Raw genomic sequence first — 22,784 nt, forward strand, 5'->3', positions numbered from 1 at the left:
CTCGCCCGGACGGGGCGCCGCCGATGCAGAATGCGGCGTTCGCGCAACCGCGGCGGGCGGTCACATCGAGATTCCACGCACCCACCCCTCCCATTCATAGGACCCGTTCATGCCTGAAGCCCCGCCAGCCCACAAGCGCATCCTGCTGAAACTCTCTGGCGAAGCGCTCATGGGTGACGATGCGTTCGGGATCAACCGCTCCACCATCGTCCGCATGGTCGAGGAGGTGTCCGAGGTGGTCCGCATGGGGGTGCAGGTGGCCGTGGTGATCGGCGGGGGCAACATCTTTCGTGGCGTGGCGGGCGGCGCCGTCGGCATGGACCGCGCCACCGCCGATTACATGGGCATGTTGGCCACGGTCATGAACTCGTTGGCGCTGGCCGACGCGATGAACAAGCAGGGCCTGATCGCCCGGGTGATGTCCGCCATCGCCATCGAGCAGGTGGTCGAGCCCTATGTGCGGCCCAAGGCCCTCCAGTACCTGGAAGAGGGCAAGGTGGTGATCTTCGCGGCCGGCACCGGCAACCCTTTCTTCACCACGGACACCGCCGCCGCGCTGCGCGGCGCCGAGATCGGTGCCGAACTGGTCCTGAAGGCGACGAAGGTCGACGGTGTCTACAGCGCCGATCCCAACAAGGACCCCTCGGCCACCCGTTACGCCAAGATCAGCTTCGACGATGCCATTGCACAGAACCTGGGCATCATGGACGCCACTGCCTTTGCCCTGTGCCGCGACCAGAAGCTGCCGATCAAGGTGTTTTCGATTTTCAAGCACGGCGCGCTCAAGCGCGTGGTGCAGGGTGCCGACGAAGGCACGCTTGTCTACGCCTGAACCGGCTCGAACAGAGGACGCTCGACATGGCTACCACCATCGCTGAAATCAAGAAGACGACCGAGACGAAGATGGACCAGTCCATCGCCGCCTTCAAGCAAAACCTCACCAAGATCCGCACGGGCCGCGCCAACCCCGCGCTGCTGGACACGGTGCACGTCGATTACTACGGCTCCAGCGTGCCGCTCAGCCAGGTCGCCAACGTGGCGCTGCTGGATGCCCGCACCATCAGCGTGCAGCCGTGGGAAAAGGGAATGGGCCCCAAGATCGAAAAAGCGATTCGTGAGAGCGATCTCGGCCTCAATCCCGCCTCCATGGGTGACCTGATCCGCGTGCCCATGCCGCCCATGAGCGAGGAGCGCCGCAAGGAGATGACCAAGCTGGTGCGGCACGAGGGCGAGAGCGCCAAGATCGCCATCCGCAACCTGCGGCGTGACGCCAACGAACACGTCAAGAAGCTGGTCAAGGACAAGCTCGCATCCGAAGACGACCAGAAGCGTTCGGAAGGTGACATCCAGAAGGTGACCGATCGGCACATCGCCGAGATCGACGCCATGGTGGCCACCAAAGAGCAAGAGATCCTGGCGGTCTGAAGCGGCAGCCAGGCACGGCGGCACCTTGAGCAAGACGATTCCCCATCACATCGCCATCGTCATGGATGGCAACGGCCGCTGGGCGACCCGGCGCTTCCTGCCCCGGGTGGCCGGGCACAAGGTCGGTGTCGACGCGCTGCGCGGCTGCGTGCGCCACTGCGGCGACGTCGGCGTCAAGGTCCTCACCGTGTTCGCGTTTTCCTCGGAGAACTGGAGCCGGCCCGCCGACGAGGTGTCGGGCCTCATGGAACTGCTCGCGCTGGCGCTGTCGCGCGAGGTCCCGCAGCTCAAGGCGGAAGGGGTTCGTATCCATTTCGTGGGCGACCGCGCAGCGCTGCCGCCCAAGGTCCGCAAGGGCCTGGACGCCGCCGAGGCCGCCACTGCCTGCAACGACCGCCTGGTCCTCAACATCTGCTTCAACTACGGCGGACGCTGGGACATCGTGCAGGCTGCCAGCCGGCTGGCCGCGGCCGGACGCCCCATCACTGAACAGACGCTTGCTGCGGCGATGTCGCTGTCGCACGTGCCCGACCCCGACCTCGTCATCCGCACGGGCGGCGAGCGGCGTATCAGCAACTTCCTGCTATGGCAGTCCGCGTACGCGGAGTTCTATTTCAGCGACAAGCTGTGGCCAGAGTTCGACAAGATCGAACTCAACGCAGCCATCGACGACTTCAACCGCCGGGAGCGCCGTTTCGGCCTGACCTCGGGGCAGCTTGCCTCCCGGGACCCGGCGCGCCGGGCCGCCTGACCGGACGCCCGCCGCAGCGTCCATGCTCAAGCAGCGCATCATCACGGCCCTGGTCTTGCTGGCCATCCTGCTGCCGGCCCTCTTCTGGCCTTCGCCACAGCCTTTCATCGCGGTGGTCCTGGTCCTGGTCGCGGCCGGCACCTGGGAGTTCGCGCGGCTCAACGGATTCGGCCCCGGCGCATCGATCACGGCGGGGGGCGCCTGCGTGTTGCTCTGCGCGCTCGCCTGGTGGCTCGGGTTGCCTTACCAGCGCCTTCCCTTGCTCTGGCTGGCGGTCGGTGCGCTGTGGGTGCTGGGGGCGGGCCTGTTGCTTAGGCGTGGGGTGCCCGGCTGGCCCCTGCTGCCGCGTCCGCTGCGGCTGGCTGGCGGCATGTCCGTGCTCGTGCTGGCCTGGCTGGCCGCCGCGCAGGCCCGGGCCATCGGCATCAATTTCCTGTTGTCCATCCTGGTGCTCGTCTGGGTGGCCGATGTCGCGGCCTATTTCGCTGGTCGCGCCTTCGGCCTGAAGATCGCATCCGTACGCCTGGCTCCCACCATCAGCCCCGGCAAGAGTTGGGAGGGTGTCTGGGGTGGCATGGTGGCCGTGCTGCTGCTGGCGGTCGCCTGGAGCTGGGCCGACCTGTCCGCGGGCTCGGCGGTGCCCAGCCTCTACGCCAGCCTGGCGCACAGGTCCTGGGTCTTGCTGGTGGTGGGCACGCTGTTCCTGGTGTCCATGAGCGTGGCCGGCGACTTGCTCGAATCATTGGTCAAGCGCAGCGCCGGCGCCAAGGATTCGAGCCAGCTGTTGCCAGGACACGGCGGCGTGCTCGACCGGGTCGATGCGTTGTTGCCTGCGTTGCCGCTGGCCATGATGCTGGTGTCGATATGAGGTCTCCCCCGAAGCGCCTTCGGCGCCTCCCCCCCAGGGGGCGCCAACAGCGGCCCGGCAAAGCCGGTTCCGCGTTGGCACTGGAACGGCCGAACGCTGCGCGCGGCCTGTGGAGTGCCGCGCCCCGGCATCGTGGAGAACTGAGCTGGCGATGAAGAAGCAACGGGTCACGGTATTAGGGTCGACGGGGTCGATCGGCACCAGCACGCTCGACGTGATCGGTCGGCACCCTGACCGCTTCGAGGTGTTCGCGCTCAGCGCCGGGCGTCAGGTCGATCTGCTGTTGGAGCAGTGCCAGCGCTTCAGGCCACGGCTCGCGGTCATGGCCGACCCCGACGCCGCCGCGCAGCTGGCGCAGCGGCTGCAGGCCGAAGGCCTGCCCACTCGGGTGATGCAGGGCCCTGATGCTCTCGAGCGCATGGCCGCACACGAGGAGGCCGACACCGTCATGGCGGCCATCGTGGGGGCGGCCGGACTGGCCCCCTGCCTGGCCGCGGCACGGGCCGGCAAGCGCCTGCTGCTGGCCAACAAGGAGGCGCTGGTCGTCGGCGGAGAGCTGTTCCTGTCTGCCGTCCGGACGGGCGGGGCCACGCTGCTGCCGATCGACAGCGAACATTCGGCCATCTTCCAGTCGCTGCCGGAAGATCGCGCCAGCTGGGACGAGCGCGTCGAAAAGATCATCCTCACCGCCTCGGGCGGGCCATTTCGCACCTGGGAGCCGGCGCGCTTGCGCGAGGTCACGCCCGAACAGGCGTGCGCCCATCCCAACTGGGTCATGGGCCGCAAGATCTCGGTCGACTCGGCCACGATGATGAACAAGGCGCTGGAGGTCATCGAGGCGCGCTACCTGTTCGGGCTCGGGCCCGATCGGCTCGACGTGGTGATCCACCCCCAGAGCATCATTCATTCGATGGTGCAGTACCGCGACACCTCCGTCGTGGCGCAGCTGGGCACCCCCGACATGCGGGTGCCCATTGCCTACGGCCTGTCGTGGCCGGAGCGCATCGAATCGGGTGCGCAGGCGCTCGATTTTTCGACCCTGGCCGACATGAGCTTCGAATCGCTCGACCGCAACGGCCACCGGGAGCGCTTCCCCGGCCTTGCGCTGGCCTGGGAGAGCCTGCGGGCGGTGCCCGGCACCACGGCTGTGCTGAACGCCGCCAATGAGGTCGCGGTCGCGGCGTTCCTGGATCGGCAGATTCGTTTCGATCAGATCCATGCCGTGAATCTGGCAACTTTGGATGCGGTTGCCGGCTCCAAGCCGCAGGACCTCGCGGGTTTGCTCGAGTTGGACGGGCAGGCGCGCCGGCAGGCCGACCGCATCGTCCGATCCTTCAGCTGAACGCCGCCATGCTCACCTTGCTCGCCTTCATCGTCGCCCTGGGGCTGCTCATCACCGTGCACGAGTACGGGCACTACCGCGTGGCGGTGGCCTGCGGTGTGAAGGTGCTGCGGTTCTCGGTCGGCTTCGGCAAGCCGCTGGCCCGCTGGAAACCGCGCCGCCAGCGCCCCGGGCAGGACACCGAATTCGTCATCGGCGCGCTGCCTTTGGGCGGCTTCGTGCGGATGTTGGACGAGCGCGAGGGCTCGGTCGCGCCCGAGGAGCGGCACCTCGCGTTCAACACCCAGCCCCTGCGCTCGCGGGCGGCCATCGTCGCCGCCGGTCCGCTGGCCAACCTGTTGATGGCCGTGCTGTTGTACGCGCTCGTGAGCTGGTGGGGCGTGCAGGAGCCGCGTGCCGTGCTGGCCAGCCCGGTGGCCGGGTCGGTCGCGGACCGTGCCGGGCTGCGCGGCGGCGAGGTGGTCGAATCCGCCGGATTCGCCGATGCCTCGGTCGAGCCGATGGCCTCGTTCGAGCAGCTGCGCTGGCTGCTGACCCAGGGAGCCCTGGAGCAGCGCGATGTGCGCCTGCAGGTGCGCGAGGAGGGGCGCTCATCGCAACGAGAATTGGTCCTGCCGCTGGGCGAGATGCAAGTTCGTGACGCCGATGCCGCGCTGTTCCGCCGCATCGGCATCGTTGGCCCGTGGACGCGCCCCGTGCTCGGCGAACTGGTCCCGGGCGGGGCCGCCGAGCGCGCCGGGCTGCGCGAGGGCGACGAGGTGTTGTCGGCGGGCTCGCAGCGCATCTCCGACGGCCAGCAGTTGCGCCAGTGGATCCGCGGCCAATTGAAGGGGGCGGAGCCGATCGAGTCGGAGTGGCGCGTGCTGCGCGATGGGCGCGAGCTGACCCTGGCGGTGCGGCCCGACCTGGCCAACGATCGGGAAGGGCCGGTGGCGCGCATCGGGGCCTACGTGGGCGCCGCGCCCGACATGGTGACCGTGCAGCGCGGCCCGCTCGAAGGGCTGTGGCATGGTGTCTCGCGCACCTGGGAGGTGTCCGTGCTCACCGTCAAGATGATCGGGCGCATGGTGATCGGCCAAGCCTCCCTCAACAACCTCAGTGGCCCCCTGACCATCGCCGACTACGCGGGCAAGTCGGCCAGCCTGGGGCTCACGCAGTACCTGGTGTTCCTGGCCTTGATCAGCGTGAGCCTGGGCGTGCTCAACCTGCTGCCGCTGCCCGTCCTCGACGGAGGTCACCTGATGTACTACCTTTGGGAGGCCGTGACGGGCAGGAGTGTGTCGGACATCTGGATGGAGCGGTTTCAGCGAGGGGGCGTGGCTGTGCTGCTGGTTATGATGTCGATCGCGCTGTTCAACGACGTGACGCGCCTTTTCGGATAACAACCAGCCGGCATTCCGGCCGCGGCAGTGACGGCGCTGGCACGGCCTCCCACTGAATCCATGAAGAAATATTTCAAGCGCTTTCGCGCGCGTACCTGGGCGGGCGTGATGGCGCTGACGCTGGCCGCGCAGGTCTGGGCAATCGATCCGTTCACCGTCCGCGACATCCGCGTGGAAGGCCTGCAGCGGGTCGAGCCGGGCACGGTCTTCGCCTCGCTGCCGTTCCGCGTCGGCGACCAGTACACCGATGACAAGGGCACTGCCGCCATCCGCGCGCTCTTCGGGCTGGGCCTGTTCAAGGACGTGCGGCTGGAAGTCTCCGGCGACGTCCTGGTGGTGGTGGTCGAGGAGCGCCCCACCGTGGCCCAGGTCGATTTCGTCGGCACCCGTGAATTTCCCAAGGACGTCCTGACCAAGGCGCTGCGCGATATCGGCCTGGCAGAGGGCCGCGCCTTCGACCAGGCGTTGGCCGATCGAGCCGAGCAGGAGCTGAAGCGCCAGTACATCAGCCGCGGCCTCTACGGCGCCGAGGTGGTCACCACGGTCACGCCGCTCGAGCGCAACCGGGTGAACCTCACCTTCTCGGTCACCGAGGGCGAGCCCGCCCGCATACGCGAAATCCGGGTGGTCGGCAACCAGACGTTCCCCGACTCGACCCTGCTTGGTTTGATGGAGCTGGATACCGGCGGCATCCTCAGCTGGTACACCAAGTCCGACCGCTATTCGCGCGCCAAGCTCAACGCTTCGCTGGAGGCGCTGCGTTCGTACTACCTGCAGCGCGGCTTCCTCGAGTTCCGCATCGACAGCACCCAGGTGGCGCTCACGCCGGATCGGCGCGAGATCAGCATCACCGTCAACGTCACCGAAGGCGAGCGCTTCGTGGTCAGCGGCGTGCGCCTCGAAGGCAACTTCCTCGGCCGCGAGGACGAATTCAAGTCGCTGATCACCATCCAGCCGGGCGAGCCCTACAACGCCGACCAGGTGGCGGCCACCACCAAGGCCATCAGCGACTACTTCGGCAACTTCGGCTATGCCTTCGCGCAGGTCGAGGCCCGACCCGACATCGACCGCAGCACCAACCGCGTGCAGCTGGTGCTGGCCGCGGAGCCCCAGCGCCGCGTCTATGTGCGCCGCATCAACATCGCCGGCAACGTGCGCACGCGCGACGAGGTGATCCGCCGCGAATTTCGACAGCTCGAATCGAGCTGGTACGACATCGAGCGCATCCGCCGATCACGCGATCGCGTCGACCGGCTCGGCTTCTTCCGCGACGTGAACATCGAGACGGCAGAAGTGCCCGGCGCGCCCGACCAGGTCGACCTGGTCGTCGAGGTGACCGAGAAGCCCACCGGCAGCCTGCAGCTGTCGGCCGGCTTCTCCAGCGCCGAGAAGCTGGCGCTGGGGTTCGCGGTGCGGCAGGAGAACGCCTTCGGGTCAGGCAATTACCTGAGCCTGGATGTCAACACCAGCAAGTACAACCGCACCTTGTCCCTGACCACGGTCGATCCGTACTTCACGATCGACGGCATCTCGCGACGCCTGGAGGCCTACTACCGCAAGTCACGGCCGTACGAGGAGCAGGGCGGCAACTATTCCCTGGCCACCATGGGCGGCGCCGTGCGTCTGGGCGTGCCTTTCAGCGAAGAGGACACCGTCTTCTTCGGCATCGGCGTCGAGAGCACCGAGATCCAGCCGGGCACCAACATCCCCGCGGCCTACCTGGCCTACGCCGAGCGCTTCGGCTTCCGCAGCACGGCCATCCCGCTCACCCTGGCCTGGAGCCGCGACGACCGCGACAGCGCCCTCGTGCCCACCCGTGGACGCCTGCAGCGACTCAGCGGCGAACTGGGGCCGTTCGCCGACGCGCGGTACTGGCGCGCCAACTACCAGATCACGCAGTTCGTGCCGTTCACACGGCAGTACACGCTGGGCCTGAACGGCGAGATCGGCTGGGGAGATGGGCTTGGCGGCCGCGACTTCCCCGTGTTCAAGAACTTCTATGCCGGTGGCCTGGGATCCGTGCGCGGCTTCACCCAGGGCACGCTGGGCCCCCGCGACATCACGGGAGCCACCCTGGGTGGTGCCAAGAAGATCGTGCTGAACGCCGAAGTGTCCGCGCCGTTTCCCGGTGCCGGCAACGATCGGACGCTGCGCATGTTCGCCTTCGGCGACGTGGGCAACGTCTTCGGACAGGACCAGACGCCGTCGCTGTCCGACCTGCGCACATCGGTGGGCGTGGGGGTGGCCTGGATCTCGCCGCTCGGGCCGCTGCGGCTGGTCTTCGCCCAGCCCGTGCGCAAGGAGCCAGGCGATAGAATCCAGCGAATTCAATTCCAGATCGGGACTTCGTTCTAATGTCATATCTGACTCGCCAGTGGCTTGCCTGCCTGCTCGGTCTTGCGGTGCTCGCCGCTCCGGCCGTCGCGCAGGAATTCCGCGTCGGCTTCGTCAACACGGATCGGATCTTCCGCGAGGCCAACAGCGCCAAGGCTGCACAGACCAAGCTCGAGCAGGAGTTCTCCCGTCGCGAGAAGGAGCTCAACGAACTCGGCAACACGCTGAAGGCCGCTTCCGAGAAGTTTGAGCGCGAGGCGCCCACCTTGTCCGAGAGCCAGCGCACGGCGCGGCAGCGCCAGTTGATCGAACAAGACCGTGACTTCCAGCGCAAGCGCCGCGAATTTCAAGAAGACCTGAACGCGCGCAAGAGCGAAGAGCTTCAGCAGGTGCTCGACCGCGCGAACCGCGTGGTGCGCCAGGTGGCCGAGCAGGAAAAATACGACCTCATCCTTCAAGAGGCCGTCTACATCAACCCCAAGCACGACATCACCGAGAAGGTGATCAAGGCGCTCAACGCGAGCAAGTGAGGTGGCGCTCGCTCTGGGCGATCTCATCGCCGAGCTGGGCGGCGAACTGCACGGCGACCCTGCGGCCGTCGTGCGGGGGCTGGCGCCCCTGGAGTCCGCAACGTCCGCGGACCTGAGCTTCCTCAGCAATCCACGCTACCGCGCGCAGTTGCGCGACTCGCAGGCCGCCTGCGTGATCGTGGCCCCGGCCCTGCTGGACGAGGCCTGCGCGCGCGGCCCGGCCATTGCCGTGGCCGACCCCTACCTCTATTTCGCTCGAGTCACCCAGCTGTGGAAGCGCAAGGTGCTGGGCCTGGGCATGGTGCCCGGCGTCCATCCCAGCGCGGTGGTCCACCCCGACGCGGTCGTTGATCCGACGGCGGCCATCGGGCCGTTGTGCGTCGTGGAGCGCGGCGCGCGCATCGGCGCCGGCACCGAGTTGAAATCCCGGGTCACCGTCTCCGAGCGCTGCGTGATCGGCGAGCGCTGCATCCTGCATCCTGGCGTGGTGATCGGGGCCGACGGATTCGGCCTGGCACCGCACGAGGGCGCCTGGGAGAAGATCGAGCAGCTCGGCGCGGTGCGCATCGGCAACGACGTCGAGATCGGCGCCAACACCTGCATCGACCGTGGCGCCCTGGCCGACACGGTGATCGAGGACGGCGTCAAGCTCGACAACCTGATCCAGATCGGCCACAACGTGCGCATCGGCCGCCACACGGCCCTGGCGGGTTGCGCGGGCGTGGCCGGCAGCACCACCATTGGCGCGCACTGCACCATCGGAGGCCGCGCCGGCCTGGTCGGCCACATCTCCATCGCCGACCATGTGCATATCTCCGCGGCCACGGTGGTCACCCGTTCGATCACCAAGCCCGGCCACTACACCGGCGTGTTTCCGCTGGACGATCATGCGGCGTGGGAAAAGAACGCCGCGACCCTGAAGCAGCTGCATGCCTTGCGCGACCGGCTCAAGGCCCTCGAGAAGAACAGACCATGATGGACATCCACCAGATCCTGAAGCAGTTGCCGCATCGCTACCCCATCTTGCTGGTGGACCGCGTCGTGTCGCTGGAAAAAGGGCGCAGCATCCGCGCCTTGAAGAACGTCACCATCAACGAGCCTTTCTTCACCGGGCATTTTCCGCACCGGCCGGTGATGCCGGGCGTGCTCATCCTCGAGGCGATGGCCCAGGCCGCTGCGCTGCTGTCCTTCGAGACCGAAGGCCTCACGCCCGACGACCAGACCATGTACTACTTCGCCGGCATCGATGGCGCGCGCTTCAAGCGCCCGGTCGAGCCCGGTGACCAACTGGTGATGGACGTCACGCTCGAGCGCGCCAAGGCTGGCATCTTCAAGTTCAAGGGCGTCACCAGGGTGGACGAGGAGCTGGCTTGCGAGGCCGAGCTCATGTGCACCATCCGGCGCATCAGCGCGGGCGCATGATCCACGCCACCGCGATCGTCGAGGACGGCGCGCGCATCGACCCGACGGTGTCGATCGGCGCCTACAGCGTCATCGGGCCTCACGTGACCATCGGCGCCGGCACCACGGTCGGCCCGCACTGCGTCATCGAAGGTCACACGACGATCGGGTGCGGCAACCGCATCTTCCAGTTCTCCTCCCTGGGCGCCGTGCCGCAGGACAAGAAGTACGCGGGCGAGCCCTGCGAGCTGGTGATAGGCGACCGCAACACCATCCGCGAGTTCTGCACCTTCAATATCGGTTCGCCGGGCGGCGGTGGCATCACGCGCATCGGCGACGACAACTGGATCATGGCCTACGTGCACCTGGCCCATGACTGCCTCGTCGGCAACCACACCATCTTCGCCAACAACTCCCAGCTGGCCGGCCATGTGGAGGTGGGCGACTGGGCCATCCTCGGCGGCTTCACCGTCGCGCACCAGTTCATCCGCATCGGCGCGCACGCCATGACGGCCATGTGCTCGCTGCTGTTCGCCGACCAGCCGCCCTTCGTCATGAGCCAGGGCCAGCCGGCGCAGGCGCGGTCGATGAACTACGAAGGGCTGCGGCGCCGCGGGTTCTCGCCGGCGCGCATCGCCGCCGTGAAGGCCATGCACAAGGCGCTGTACCGGGACAACCTCACGCTCGACCAGGCGCGTGCCCGCATCGGTGAGCTGGCTTCTGACACGCCCGAGGCGGCGCCCGACGTGCAGCTCATGCTCGACTTCCTCTCCGGCGTGTCGCCGCAGCGCGGCATCGTGCGATGAACGCCGCGCCGCGGCTGGCCATGGTCGCGGGCGAAGTCTCCGGCGACCTGCTCGCCGGTCTCCTGCTCGGCGGGCTGCGGCAACGCTGGCCGGCCTTGTCGGCCAAGGGCATCGGCGGCCCCCGGATGGCGCAGCATGGCTTCGAGGCCTGGTGGCCGTGCGAGAAGCTCGCGGTGCGGGGCTACGTCGAGGTGTTGCGGCACTACCGCGAAATCGTGGGCATCCGCCGGCAGCTCAGGGAGCGTTTGCTCACCGACCGGCCGGACCTATTCATCGGCGTGGATGCCCCCGACTTCAACCTCGACCTCGAAGCCGGGTTGAAGGCTTCGGGGATCCGCACGGTGCATTTCGTCTGTCCCTCGGTGTGGGCCTGGCGTGCCAGCCGCCTGCAGAAGATCCGCCGCAGCGTGGACCACATGTTGTGCATCTTTCCCTTCGAGCCCGATCTGCTCGCGCGCGAAGGCATCGCATCCACCTACGTCGGGCACCCCCTGGCCAGCGTCATCCCGCAGGTGCCCGACCAGGCGGCCGCGCGTCGGGCGCTCGGCCTGCCCGGCCAGGCCGAGGTGCTGGCCGTGCTGCCGGGCAGCCGGGCCTCGGAAGTGCAGTACCTGGCCGACGTGTTCTTCGCGGCGGCGCGGCGCGTGCAGCAGGCCCGCCCCGGGCTGCATGTGGTGGTGCCGGCCGTGCCCGCGCTGCGCCCGGCCATCGGGCAGGCCGCGCGCCGCGCCGGTATCGATGCCGGGCTGCACATCGTCGAGGGCCGCTCGCATGAAGCCCTGGCCGCCTGCGACGTGACCCTCATCGCCAGTGGCACCGCCACGCTGGAGGCGGCGCTGTTCAAGCGGCCCATGGTCATCGCCTACCGCATGCATGCCATCAGCTGGCACATCATGCGCCGGCAGGCGCTGCAGCCCTGGGTCGGACTGCCCAACATCCTGTTGCGCGACATGGCCGTGCCGGAATTGCTGCAGGGCCAGGCGAATCCCGGGCGACTGGCGTCGGCGCTCTTGGAATGGTTCGAATCGCCTGACAGAATCGCGGCCGTCCAGGAGAAATTCAGCGCGCTGCACCACGAGTTGCGGCGTGACACGGCCCAACTCGCCACCGATGCCATCCAGCAAGTCCTCTCCCCGGCCTGAACCGTTTGGCCGTACGCGCACCCGCCGTCCTTCGCAGGCCCGCCTGGACTGGGACCCCATCGGCCTGGTGTGCGGCGTCGACGAAGCCGGCCGCGGGCCGCTGGCCGGCCCGGTGGTGGCGGCGGCGGTGATCCTGGACGACGGCAGGCGCATCCGCGGCCTGGCCGACTCCAAGGTGCTCACACCGCTCAAGCGCGAGCGTCTATACGACCAGATCATGGCCAAGGCACTGTGCTGCTCGGTCGCCATGGCCAGCGTCGAGGAGATCGAGCAGATCAACATCTTCCACGCGACCATGCTGGCCATGAAGCGCGCCATCGAAGGCCTGCGCCTGAAGCCGGCCAAGGTGCTGGTGGATGGCAACCGGCTGCCAAAGATCGACGTGCTCGCCGAGGCGATCGTCGGGGGCGACGCCATCGTCAAGTCCATTTCGGCTGCGTCCATCCTGGCCAAGGTCCATCGCGACCGGCTGTGCCTGGACCTGCACGAGGAATTCCCGCAGTACGGCTTCGCCGCGCACAAGGGCTACAGCACCCCCGAACATCTGGAGGCGCTGCGGGTGCATGGCGCGTGCCGACACCACCGCCGGCACTTCAGCCCGGTGGCCGCCACCTTCCAGGGTGGGCCGGACGCCCCCGGGCTGCTGGCCGCATGACCGACGCCCCGGTCTCGCACATCAGCTCGCGCGACAACGCCTGGCTCAAGACCCTCAGGCGCCTCGCCCAGGACAGCACCGCCTACCGCAAGCTCGGCCAGGTCTGGATCGAGGGTGACCACCTGTGCCGCGCACTGCTGGCCCGTGGCCATCGACCCGAGGTGGCGGTCTTCTCGGCCGCGGTCTGGGCCCGGGCCGGTCATGAATGGACCGGCTGCGCCCCGCGCATCCTCGTGGTGGCCGACGAGCTCTTCGTCCACCTGAGCGGCCTCGAGTCGGCCGCCGGCATGGGATTCGTCCTGCCGCTGCCGTCATCGCCACCGGTCGACCCTCGGATGGCCACCGTGGTCCTGGACCGCTTGCAGGACGCAGGCAACGTGGGCGCCATCCTGCGCTGCGCCGCGGCGTTCGGCTTCGGCCAGGTGCTGGCGCTCAAGGGCACGTCGGCCATCTGGTCACCCAAGGTGCTGCGCGCCGGCATGGGCGCGCACTTCGGCCTGCGCCTGGTCGAATCGGCCACGCGGGAGCAGGTGAAGGCGCTGCAGGTGCCCATCCTGGCGACGAGTTCGCACCACGGCGAGTACCTGCACCGCAGCCGGCTGCCATGGCCCTGCGCCTGGGTCTTCGGCCATGAAGGGCAGGGCGTCGGCGAGGAGTTGGCCGCGCTGGCGCGGGCCCGGGTGCGCATCATCCAGCCTGGTGGCGAAGAGTCGCTGAACGTGGCCACGGCGGCGGCCATCTGCCTGCACGCGAGCGCTGCGGCGCACGGCTCCTGAAGACCCGCGCGGGGGCGGGTCAACCGGGTCCGAAGGCTATAATCAAGGGCTTTCCCGCAAACCCGTACGCCTAGCGCGCATCGCAGCCAATTCCCTGAACAAAAGCAGTCTCGAGGGCCCGCTCTCGACAAGCGTTTGGGCGTACCCGTCACTCATTCGGAGATCCCAGTGCTTTTGTCTCAACAGGCTCAGCAGCCTCCCGCCATCCTGGCGCTCGCAGACGGCACGGTCTTTATTGGCAATTCGATCGGGGCCCCCGGCTCCACCACCGGAGAGGTCGTGTTCAACACCTCCCTCACCGGTTACCAGGAAATCCTCACCGACCCCAGCTACGCGCGGCAGATCGTGACCCTCACGTATCCGCACATCGGCAACTACGGGGTCAACGAAGAGGACGTCGAAGCCAGCAAGGTCCACGCCGCCGGCCTCATCATCCGTGACCTGCCGCTGGTGGCCTCCAACTTCCGCGAGAGTCTCACGCTGTCCGAGTACCTGCGGCGCGAAGGCACCGTGGGCATCTGCGACATCGACACCCGCAAGCTCACGCGCATCCTGCGCACCCACGGCGCGCAGAACGGCTGCATCGTCGCCCTCGACAGCGGCCAGGAAGTCACGCCCGGCGTCATCGAGCGTGCGGTGGCCGAGGCGCGCAAGGCGCCCTCCATGAGTGGCCAGGACCTCGCCCGGGTGGTGTCGGTCGCCAAGCCCTACGACTGGACCGAAACCGAGTGGCAGCTCGGCACCGGGTACGGCAAGCTGGAGAACCCGCGTTACCACGTGGTGGCCTTCGACTACGGCGTCAAGAAGAACATCCTTCGCATGCTCGCCGAGCGCGGCTGCAAGGTCACCGTGGTGCCGGCGCAAACGCCGGCCTCCGAAGTCAAAAAGCTCAACCCTGATGGCGTCTTCCTGTCCAACGGCCCCGGCGACCCCGAACCGTGCGACTACGCGGTCGATGCCACGCGCGAGCTGATCGAGGACGGCTACCCCACCTTCGGCATCTGCCTGGGCCACCAGCTGATGGCGCTGGCATCGGGCGCCAGAACCTTCAAGATGAAGTTCGGCCACCACGGCGCCAACCACCCGGTGAAGGACCTGGACAACGGCCGCGTCTCCATTACCAGCCAGAACCACGGCTTCGCGGTCGATGAGAAGACCCTCCCGGCCAACCTGCGTCCCACGCACGTGAGCCTGTTCGACGGCACCCTGCAGGGCCTGGCCCGCACCGACAAGCCCGCCTTCTGCTTCCAGGGCCACCCCGAAGCCTCGCCCGGCCCGCACGACATCGGCTACCTGTTCGACCGCTTCACCAGTTTGATGGACCAGAAGGCCAGGGATTAGGCCGACGCTTCGCCCCATGCACGACGCCTGGGATGAAGCTCTCCTTCCCTCGCCCCCAGACCCCAGTCCCCAGTCCCCAGCCCCTGGACTTTCCCCAATGCCCAAGCGCCAAGACATCAAGAGCATCCTCATCATCGGGGCCGGCCCGATCATCATCGGCCAGGCCTGCGAGTTCGACTACTCGGGCGTTCAGGCCTGCAAGGCCCTGCGTGAAGAGGGCTACAAGGTCATCCTGATCAACAGCAATCCCGCGACGATCATGACCGACCCGGCCACGGCCGACGTCACCTACATCGAGCCCATCACCTGGCAGACGGTCGAGAAGATCATTGCCAGGGAGCGCCCCGACGCCATCCTGCCGACCATGGGCGGGCAGACCGCGCTGAACTGTGCGCTCGATTTGTGGCGCCACGGCGTGCTGCACAAGTACAAGGTCGAACTGATCGGCGCCACGCCCGAGGCCATCGACAAGGCCGAGGACCGCCAGAAGTTCAAGGAAGCCATGACGCGCATCGGCCTGGGTTCGGCGCGCTCGGGCATCGCGCACACCCTCGACGAAGCCTGGGCGGTGCAGAAGACGGTGGGCTTCCCGGCCGTGATCCGTCCCAGCTTCACGCTGGGCGGCACCGGTGGCGGCATCGCCTACAACCCCGAGGAATTCGAGACCATCTGCAAGCGCGGCCTGGAGGCCTCGCCCACCAGCGAACTGCTGATCGAGGAGTCGCTCCTGGGCTGGAAAGAGTACGAGATGGAAGTGGTGCGCGACAAGGCGGACAACTGCATCATCGTCTGCTCCATCGAGAACCTCGACCCGATGGGTGTGCACACCGGCGACTCCATCACCGTCGCGCCGGCCCAGACCCTCACTGACAAGGAATACCAGATCATGCGCAACGCCTCGCTGGCGGTGCTGCGCGAGATCGGTGTCGACACCGGGGGCTCCAACGTGCAGTTCTCGATCAACCCGCACGACGGGCGGATGATCGTCATCGAGATGAACCCGCGCGTGTCGCGCTCGTCTGCGCTCGCCTCGAAGGCCACGGGTTTCCCCATCGCCAAGATCGCCGCCAAGCTGGCCGTGGGCTACACGCTGGACGAGCTACGCAACGAGATCACGGGCGGAGCCACGCCGGCCAGCTTCGAGCCGAGCATCGACTACGTGGTCACCAAGATCCCGCGCTTCGCCTTCGAGAAGTTTCCGCAGGCCGACAGCCGCCTCACCACGCAGATGAAGTCCGTGGGCGAGGTCATGGCCATGGGCCGCACCTTTCAGGAGAGCTTCCAGAAGGCGCTGCGCGGCCTCGAAGTGGGCGTCGACGGCATGAACGAGAAGACCCAGGACCGCGAGGTGCTCGAAAAGGAGCTCGGCGAGCCGGGCCCCGAGCGCATCTGGTACGTGGGCGATGCCTTTGCCGCCGGCTGGAGCGTCGACGAGGTGCACGACCTCACCAAGATCGACAAGTGGTTCCTGGTGCAGATCGAGGAGATCATCCAGATCGAACTCGAACTCGATCGGATCGCCGCCGCCAAGGGCGAGGCCGCGCTCGCCTCCCTCGACTACAAGAGCCTGCGCACGCTCAAGCGCAAGGGCTTCTCCGACCGCCGCTTGGCCAAGCTGCTCAAGACGACCGACAAGGCCGTGCGCGAACAGCGCAAGAAGCTGGGCGTGCGTCCGGTCTACAAGCGCGTGGACACCTGCGCGGCCGAGTTCGCCACCAACACCGCCTACATGTACTCGACCTACGAGGACGAGTGCGAGGCCGAGCCCACCGACCGCAAGAAGATCATGGTGCTGGGTGGCGGCCCCAACCGCATCGGGCAGGGCATCGAGTTCGACTACTGCTGCGTCCACGCGGCCCTTGCCCTGCGCGAGGACGGCTACGAGACCATCATGGTCAACTGCAACCCCGAGACCGTCTCGACCGACTACGACACCTCCGATCGCCTGTACTTCGAGCCGCTCACGCTGGAAGACGTGCTGGAGATCGTCGACAAGGAAAAGCCTGCCGGTGTGATCGTGCAGTACGGCGGCCAGACGCCCCTGAAGCTGGCGCTGGGCCTCGAGGCCGAGGGCGTGCCCATCATCGGCACCAGCCCCGACATGATCGACGCCGCCGAAGACCGCGAGCGCTTCCAGAAGCTGCTGCACGAACTCGGCCTGCGCCAGCCGCCCAACGCCACCGCCCGCACCGAGCCCGAGGCCCTGGAGAAGGCGGCCGCGCTCGGCTATCCGCTGGTGGTGCGACCCAGCTACGTGCTGGGCGGCCGGGCCATGGAAATCGTGCACGAGCAGCGTGACCTGGAGCGCTACATGCGCGAGGCCGTCAAGGTCTCCAACGACTCGCCGGTGCTGCTGGACCGCTTCCTCAACGACGCCATCGAGTGCGACGTCGATTGCCTCTCGGACGGGCAGCGTACCTTCATCGGCGGCGTCATGGAACACATCGAGCAGGCCGGCGTCCACTCGGGCGACTCGGCGTGTTCACTGCCGCCGTACTCGCTGTCGGCCGAGACCGTGGCCGAACTCAAGCGCCAGACCGCCGCCATGGCGCGCGCACTCAACGTGGTGGGCCTGATGAACGTGCAGTTCGCCATCCAGGAGGTCGACGGCAAGGACGTCATCTTCGTGCTGGAGGTCAACCCGCGCGCGTCGCGCACCGTGCCCTTCGTGAGCAAGGCCACCGGCATCCCGCTCGCCAAGGTCGCGGCCCGCTGCATGGTGGGCCAGTCGCTGGACGCGCAGGGCATCCGGGCCGAAGTCACGCCGCCTTACTTCAGCGTCAAGGAAGCGGTGTTCCCGTTCGTCAAGTTCCCGGGCGTGGACACCATCCTCGGGCCCGAGATGAAGTCGACCGGCGAAGTGATGGGCGTGGGCAAGACCTTCGGCGAGGCCTTCGTCAAGAGCCAGCTGGGTGCCGGCACCCGCCTGCCGCGCCCCGAGGGTGCCGACGGCAAGCCGGCCGGGAAGGTCTTCCTCACGGTGAAGAACAGCGACAAGCCACGCGCGGTGGAAGTGGCGCGCCAGCTGGTGGAGATCGGCTTCGAGCTGGTGGCTACCAAGGGCACGGCCGCGGCCATCACGGCCGCGGGCGTGCCGTGCCAGACGGTGAACAAGGTGACCGAGGGCCGACCGCACGTGGTCGACATGATCAAGAACAACGAGATCATCATGGTGGTCAACTCCGTGGAGGAGCGCCGCAACGCCATCGCCGACTCACGTGCCATCCGCACCTCGGCCCTGCTGGCCCGCGTCACCACCTTCACCACCATCGCGGGGGCCGAAGCCGCCGTGCAGGGCATGAAGGCGATGGACGACCTGGGCGTGATCTCGGTTCAGGAGATGCACGCGCAGCTGGCGGCTTGACGCGAACGCCGACAGCGACGAGGGCCGGCCGCGGATGATGCGTGGCGGAGATCGCCCCCGCTTGGCGTTGGCGGCAGATCGCATCCGGGACCCCGGGGCAGTTGCTGTCGACGCTGGCCCCGGGAACCTGCCGGGCACCAGGATCGCGCCGGCCAGCTTCGCCATCGCCAAGGACACCTCATGCCCTCGAGGTACGCTTGCACGCCTTGCGAGAGAACATGCTGTTTGTCTATGAGGTCCCGCGGGCCTCGGGACGGTGGCTGGCGCTCGCCTCGCTCAGTGAGCCCTGGGGCTGGCGTGTCTCGAAGTCCCTCACGAAGACTTGGACGTCGCTGTTCTCAAAGCGCTGGACAGCCGCTCGTTCATCAGCCCTTTCCTCTGGCAGCTCGGGCAGGCCTGCCGGTGGAGTCGCCAGCCAAGGCAGGTTCAACAGCCCCGGCTTGTCCACTGTGTGAGGGCCAATGCGCAAGTTGATCCGTTCTGATGCCAGCTTCTGGTACCGGAGGTGCTCACCGGGCGCAGCGGCTTGTCTGCCGCGGGGCTTCCACATCACCTTCAACAACGTGTGGGTCATCTGCAGCAGCTGCGGGGTGGCCGCCAGCTGCGCCAGGCGGGGCAGTTCGGCGATCTGCGTAGCCAACTCCTCGCGGCCCCGCGTGTCGCGGTGGTCGATTGCAGCCAAGCCCTTGATGAGTTTGCGGACGTCGGCAAGCGGCACCAACCCTTCCAGGAAGGCGCCCGGCGGCAAGTCTGTGCGCCGGTCGAGGCGGTGAAGGATGTCGATGAGGTGCTGGAGCCGCTGACGCGGCGGTGTGCGGGGATGGTTCAAGACGCTGATCGCCCGCTGAACCTCGGCCGGCAGGTCCTTGACATCTGTCGTGGCCAACCTGGCGAGGACCCGTTCCGATCGGGCCGTTCGCGCCTGCAATGAAGTGAGCGTCGCGTCATCCGGGTACTTGGAAGCAAGCCGGTTCAAGGCGGAAGCGACGCCGCACGGAGCGTCGTTCCAGATGGCTTCATCGCTGGCCGGGCCGGCTGGCCGTGCGTCGCCAAGCGTTGACCAGCTCGACAGCCCGTCTTGACTGAGCGCCGACGCGGCCGCTTTCGCCACCGCGCCTGTCTCGGCGGTATGCGGCATCGAGAGTGACGCCACCGCCTCCGCGGGTCGTGCCGCCGCCCTGGAGATCTTGGAGTCCCTCATGCCGGCGAGGTGGTCCAGCAGGAACAGGGTTCGCTGCTCGGCTGCGGTCGGGTCTGTGGCCGCTCGGTCGGAAGAGGCCAGTCGCTCCCGCAGGCCGACGCACAGCTCCGGCGTGAGTTGCTGAGGCGAAATTTCGGCCAGGCGCATGAACAGCTGGTCGGCCGAGGCGGGGCTGATGTCTTGTCCGAAATACGGGTTTGCAAGTGTGTTGAGCTTCACGCTGCAGGACCCTCTGCCTCCCACGGAACGGTCCATCTCGAGCTCGGGGACGAAAGCAGCTTCCGCCCGAACCTGTGCCTGGGCGTTCTCGATCCACTTCTGACCGCCACGCCGGTCCGCCCAAATGCCCCACGCGTGAGGCTGCAAGCAGGGTAGCTCGAGGAGCGCCGCAAACAAACGGAGTCGATCGCGCGGCGTGGGCTTCGCGGGGCTGCAAAATGCGGCTTCCATGAGCAGCCGGACCAGTGCCAGCGCTTGGGCCGGCTCGAGCTCCTCTGCGGGAATGTGCTGCGCCACCGCCAGCAGCGCTCCATTCAGCTGGTCGATCGACAAGCCATGATCGCGGAATGCGATGGTGCCGACGAGGCGGTGCAGTTGCTCGCTTCGCTCCTGTGTAGAGATGCCGGGCACCGCAATGGCGGCTGCCAGTCTGGCCATCACGGCGGGCACCTGCTGCCTGGTCGAAGGTGCCGGCGATTGTTCGCCGATTTGGAGCATGTCTCGCAGGTAGGCGTCCAAGCCTTTGAACGTCAGCGGCGCATCTTCCTGTGCGAGTCGTGCCAGGCGAGCCAGCTGGTGGCCTGCGCCTGCGTCCGCGTGTTGCCGTTGGTCCCACCACTCCCGCGCCCGCCGGTGAAGTTGGTAGCCCTGCTTGAGAAGGAACCACGTCGCCATGCCGACCGCCATGCCCGTGACTCCAGCCGTGCCATTGAGCGCGCCACGCAGGCCGTCCGACGAAAGTTGGCGGCCTGCGACGTCATCCACGGCGGCGGCGGCTCCGGCGCCCCCTCCAACGATCGCGAGGGTGGTCAGGGCGTTGATGCGGGCATAGCCGTGGACGCGATGATCGGGATGGATCGGGCCGAACACCTGAACCTGGCGTTCGCGAACCGGGGTTGCTCCGCTCGCCGAGGGCGGGGGCGCGCTCTTTCCATCGTCGCGTGGGGCAGGCTGGATGGCGGCGGTCGGGGTGGGACCGCGGCCCCAGCAAAACGGGCTGAAAGCGAGCATGGTGGATGCCTTGAATGAGCTGGATGGGAGATGGAGACGGAACGATCGGAGGTGCGCTCAGGTCTTCAGCCGATCGCCGACCCGGCGGGAGCCCGTCTCTCGAAGTCACTGGCGTGAATGGGAACGCCGACGTGATCTGCAGGCTGTCCCGACACCGGCCGCGCTGGCGAGCTCTGCAGCCATGGCAGGTTCAGGCGGCCCGGGTCTCCGGAAGCAGCCCAAGGGTCACGACGCGGGAACATGCGTCGATCGATGCTCTCCCTGGCCTCGTCGATGTATTCCTGCGCATGCGAGCGCTGCACGCGGGCATGCCCCCCGGCCGCATCCCCTCGCCAGATGGACGCTAGCAGCTGGCTGGTGGCGTCCAGCAACTCCGGGGTGGCCGTCAACTGGGCGGCGCGTGGCAGCTCGGCGAGCTGCTCGGATAGCTGCTGACGGTCCCTGTGCGAAGTCAGTTCATCCGGCTTCACCTGGCCGATGAGCTTGATGAGGGCGTCCGGGTCGGCAAGGCCTTCGAGGAACGCGCCGCGCGGCAGGTCGGATCGCCTTTCGAGGTGTCCCATGATCTCGACCAGGTTCGCGATCTGGCGCCGCGGCGGGGTGTCGGGCGGGTTGACCACGCGGATGGCCCGACGAACCTCGATCGCCAGGTCACCCGGCGCGGTGGCATCCAGTTGGCGCAGGATGGCCGGCATGCTTGCCGTGCGGTCACTCAGGGTGCGCAGACCTGCGTTCGCAGGGTTCTGGTCGGCCAGGGTCTGCAGGGCGGATCGGACGCCGACTGGAGCGTCGTCCCAGATCGCCTCGTCTGGCTTCCAGCTCACGGATAGAGGTTCTGATGACTTGGAGTCGGGCCTCCTGCTTTCGAGGGCCGCCAGCTGGCGCAAGGCGCGCTGCTGCGCGGAATCGGCTTTCGAAGTTCGCACCGCGTCTTGCAGCGTCGCCAGTTGCTCCTGCCGCATCTGTCCGGGCGGATTGAGCGCCAGGGCCACGAACAGCTGATCGCAGAGATCGGCGTCGAAACCGTATGCGCTGGACCTGTCGCCAACTTTGATGGTGGTCAGGAGTGTGTCGCCGTAGCTGCGGCTGCGGAGCTGGATCTGGGGGACAGTGGCGGCGGCGTTCTGCAGCTTCGATGCCTGGGCCTGAATGGTTCTTCCGGGCCAGGTCTTTTCGCCGAGTTCCCAGAGCTTCGCGGCAACGGGCTGGAAGTGCGGTTGTCCGCAGAGGGCGGCGAGAAAGTCCGAGCGCTCGCGGCATTCCTGGGTGCCCTCGTCGTAGTGGTATTGCGTGCGTACGGCCCCGAGCAGGAACTCGGCCAATGCCTGGGCTCTCTCGGGGTGTCGCGTGTCAGCAGGCATGTGGGTCGCCATGGCGAGCAGAGCCTCGTTCATCACGGCGGGGCCGGTGAGCCCGTATGGGTAGAGCCTGTCGATCGCACGCACCACCTGCGTGAGCTGTTCTTTGCGCTGATCGTCGGAACTGCCCGGAACCACAACCGCGCTGACCATCCTGGCCATGGCCAGGACGACATCACGCTGGAGCGGGACCTCCTGTCCTTCGTGGCCGATCCGATGCAGGTCGTCCAGGTACGCTTCCATGCCTTTCCGGGTCAGTGGGGCGTGGCCTTGCGCGAGCCGTATCAGGCGGTCGATCTGCTCGCTCGGGGGCGGGGTGGGGTGGTGACAGTGGGCTAGCGATTCTCGTGCGACTGCACAGCCCGCGAATCCGAAAGTCGAAAGTGCCTTCGCGGCGACGTGGGCAAACGGGGTGGCCGCGATGCCGATCACTCCCCCGACAAAGCCTGCAATGGCGGTGCTGGCGGTGTCATCAGGCTCGCAGACGCTCATCACGCCATAGGCCACACCGGCGCCGGCGCCCAGTGCCAGAAGGCGGGATACGCCCTCGACGCATCTCCTGCTGCGAATGCCGTGGTCCGAAGAGAGGGGCCCGCTGACTCTGACCCGGCGCGAGGCCAGCGTGGCTGGCGCGGACTTGGCATCAGCCTCGCGCCTGCCACCCTGCGTGGCTTGATAGCTGGACGCGCTGGCTTTCGCCACGTCGGCCGGGTCGGCCGTGGCAGCCTTGCTGTCGCCTCGGTCGGTGCTCGGCCCGTGGCCAGTCCGCTGTTGGAAAGGTATGTGAAGTCGAGCGAGCATGGCGTGTGCCTTGGTAGATCGGGGGTGAAGGGTGAACGCGTTCGTGGTGGGCCGCGGTTGCCCGGTTTCGCGGGGAG

18 protein-coding genes are annotated in these 22,784 nt (G+C 67.6%); 16 read left to right on the plus strand and 2 right to left on the minus strand.

Going from position 1 to position 22,784, the window contains the following annotated elements:
- Positions 1-109: 109 nt before the first annotated feature.
- The 16 genes from pyrH (at position 110) to carB (ending at position 18,117) form a co-directional block, all read left to right on the plus strand.
- Complete coding sequence (gene pyrH, locus JI739_RS08450) at positions 110-832, plus strand: UMP kinase (RefSeq protein ID WP_201683449.1); 723 nt, start codon at positions 110-112, stop codon at positions 830-832.
- A gap of 26 nt (positions 833-858) precedes the next feature.
- A complete protein-coding gene (gene frr / locus JI739_RS08455) occupies positions 859-1,425 on the plus strand; it encodes a ribosome recycling factor (RefSeq protein ID WP_201683450.1) in 567 nt (188 codons plus the stop codon).
- 25 nt (positions 1,426-1,450) lie between these two features.
- Complete coding sequence (uppS, locus tag JI739_RS08460) at positions 1,451-2,176, plus strand: polyprenyl diphosphate synthase (protein ID WP_255520202.1); 726 nt, start codon at positions 1,451-1,453, stop codon at positions 2,174-2,176.
- Between the two features lie 22 nt (positions 2,177-2,198).
- Positions 2,199-3,044 carry a phosphatidate cytidylyltransferase gene (locus tag JI739_RS08465; RefSeq protein WP_201683452.1) on the plus strand — a complete coding sequence of 282 codons (846 nt, stop codon included), beginning with the start codon at positions 2,199-2,201 and terminating at the stop codon, positions 3,042-3,044.
- Between the two features lie 151 nt (positions 3,045-3,195).
- Entirely contained in the window at positions 3,196-4,386 is a 1,191-nt protein-coding gene (ispC, locus tag JI739_RS08470; RefSeq protein ID WP_201683453.1) for a 1-deoxy-D-xylulose-5-phosphate reductoisomerase, read from the plus strand.
- Positions 4,387-4,394: 8 nt separating this feature from the next.
- Entirely contained in the window at positions 4,395-5,768 is a 1,374-nt protein-coding gene (rseP, locus tag JI739_RS08475) for an RIP metalloprotease RseP (protein ID WP_201683454.1), read from the plus strand.
- A gap of 60 nt (positions 5,769-5,828) precedes the next feature.
- The gene (bamA, locus tag JI739_RS08480) at positions 5,829-8,123 is read left to right on the plus strand and encodes an outer membrane protein assembly factor BamA (protein WP_201683455.1); all 2,295 of its coding nucleotides are present in this window, start codon (positions 5,829-5,831) and stop codon (positions 8,121-8,123) included.
- Entirely contained in the window at positions 8,123-8,632 is a 510-nt protein-coding gene (locus JI739_RS08485) for an OmpH/Skp family outer membrane protein (protein WP_201683456.1), read from the plus strand. Before bamA ends, JI739_RS08485 begins: the two co-directional genes overlap by 1 nt.
- A 1-nt stretch (position 8,633) precedes the next feature.
- Positions 8,634-9,608 carry a UDP-3-O-(3-hydroxymyristoyl)glucosamine N-acyltransferase gene (lpxD, locus tag JI739_RS08490; protein WP_201683457.1) on the plus strand — a complete coding sequence of 325 codons (975 nt, stop codon included), beginning with the start codon at positions 8,634-8,636 and terminating at the stop codon, positions 9,606-9,608.
- On the plus strand, positions 9,605-10,054 hold the full coding sequence (fabZ, locus tag JI739_RS08495; protein WP_201683458.1) for a 3-hydroxyacyl-ACP dehydratase FabZ: 450 nt from the start codon (positions 9,605-9,607) through the stop codon (positions 10,052-10,054). The genes lpxD and fabZ overlap by 4 nt, the downstream gene beginning before the upstream one ends.
- Positions 10,051-10,839, plus strand: coding sequence for an acyl-ACP--UDP-N-acetylglucosamine O-acyltransferase (gene lpxA, locus JI739_RS08500; protein WP_201683459.1), 789 nt, complete (start codon positions 10,051-10,053; stop codon positions 10,837-10,839). The genes fabZ and lpxA overlap by 4 nt, the downstream gene beginning before the upstream one ends.
- Positions 10,836-11,981 (plus strand): lipid-A-disaccharide synthase, encoded by a 1,146-nt coding sequence (gene lpxB, locus JI739_RS08505; RefSeq protein ID WP_201683460.1) that lies wholly within the window; start codon positions 10,836-10,838, stop codon positions 11,979-11,981. The genes lpxA and lpxB overlap by 4 nt, the downstream gene beginning before the upstream one ends.
- The gene (gene rnhB / locus JI739_RS08510) at positions 11,950-12,636 is read left to right on the plus strand and encodes a ribonuclease HII (protein ID WP_201683461.1); all 687 of its coding nucleotides are present in this window, start codon (positions 11,950-11,952) and stop codon (positions 12,634-12,636) included. The genes lpxB and rnhB overlap by 32 nt, the downstream gene beginning before the upstream one ends.
- Entirely contained in the window at positions 12,633-13,412 is a 780-nt protein-coding gene (locus JI739_RS08515; protein ID WP_201683462.1) for a TrmH family RNA methyltransferase, read from the plus strand. Before rnhB ends, JI739_RS08515 begins: the two co-directional genes overlap by 4 nt.
- A gap of 168 nt (positions 13,413-13,580) precedes the next feature.
- Complete coding sequence (gene carA / locus JI739_RS08520; protein WP_201683463.1) at positions 13,581-14,753, plus strand: glutamine-hydrolyzing carbamoyl-phosphate synthase small subunit; 1,173 nt, start codon at positions 13,581-13,583, stop codon at positions 14,751-14,753.
- Between the two features lie 97 nt (positions 14,754-14,850).
- The gene (gene carB, locus JI739_RS08525) at positions 14,851-18,117 is read left to right on the plus strand and encodes a carbamoyl-phosphate synthase large subunit (protein WP_201683464.1); all 3,267 of its coding nucleotides are present in this window, start codon (positions 14,851-14,853) and stop codon (positions 18,115-18,117) included.
- Positions 18,118-18,346: 229 nt separating this feature from the next.
- Here carB and JI739_RS08530 read toward each other — a convergent pair whose 3' ends face one another.
- Together JI739_RS08530 and JI739_RS08535 are read right to left on the minus strand one after the other, a co-directional pair.
- Positions 18,347-20,548, minus strand: a complete 2,202-nt coding sequence (locus JI739_RS08530) for a hypothetical protein (protein ID WP_201683465.1) — start codon at positions 20,546-20,548, stop codon at positions 18,347-18,349.
- A gap of 65 nt (positions 20,549-20,613) precedes the next feature.
- Entirely contained in the window at positions 20,614-22,707 is a 2,094-nt protein-coding gene (locus JI739_RS08535) for a hypothetical protein (RefSeq protein WP_201683466.1), read from the minus strand.
- Positions 22,708-22,784: the final 77 nt, after the last annotated feature.

Origin of the sequence: Ramlibacter aurantiacus, assembly GCF_016722895.1 — a bacterium.
GTDB lineage: Bacteria > Pseudomonadota > Gammaproteobacteria > Burkholderiales > Burkholderiaceae_C > Ramlibacter > Ramlibacter aurantiacus.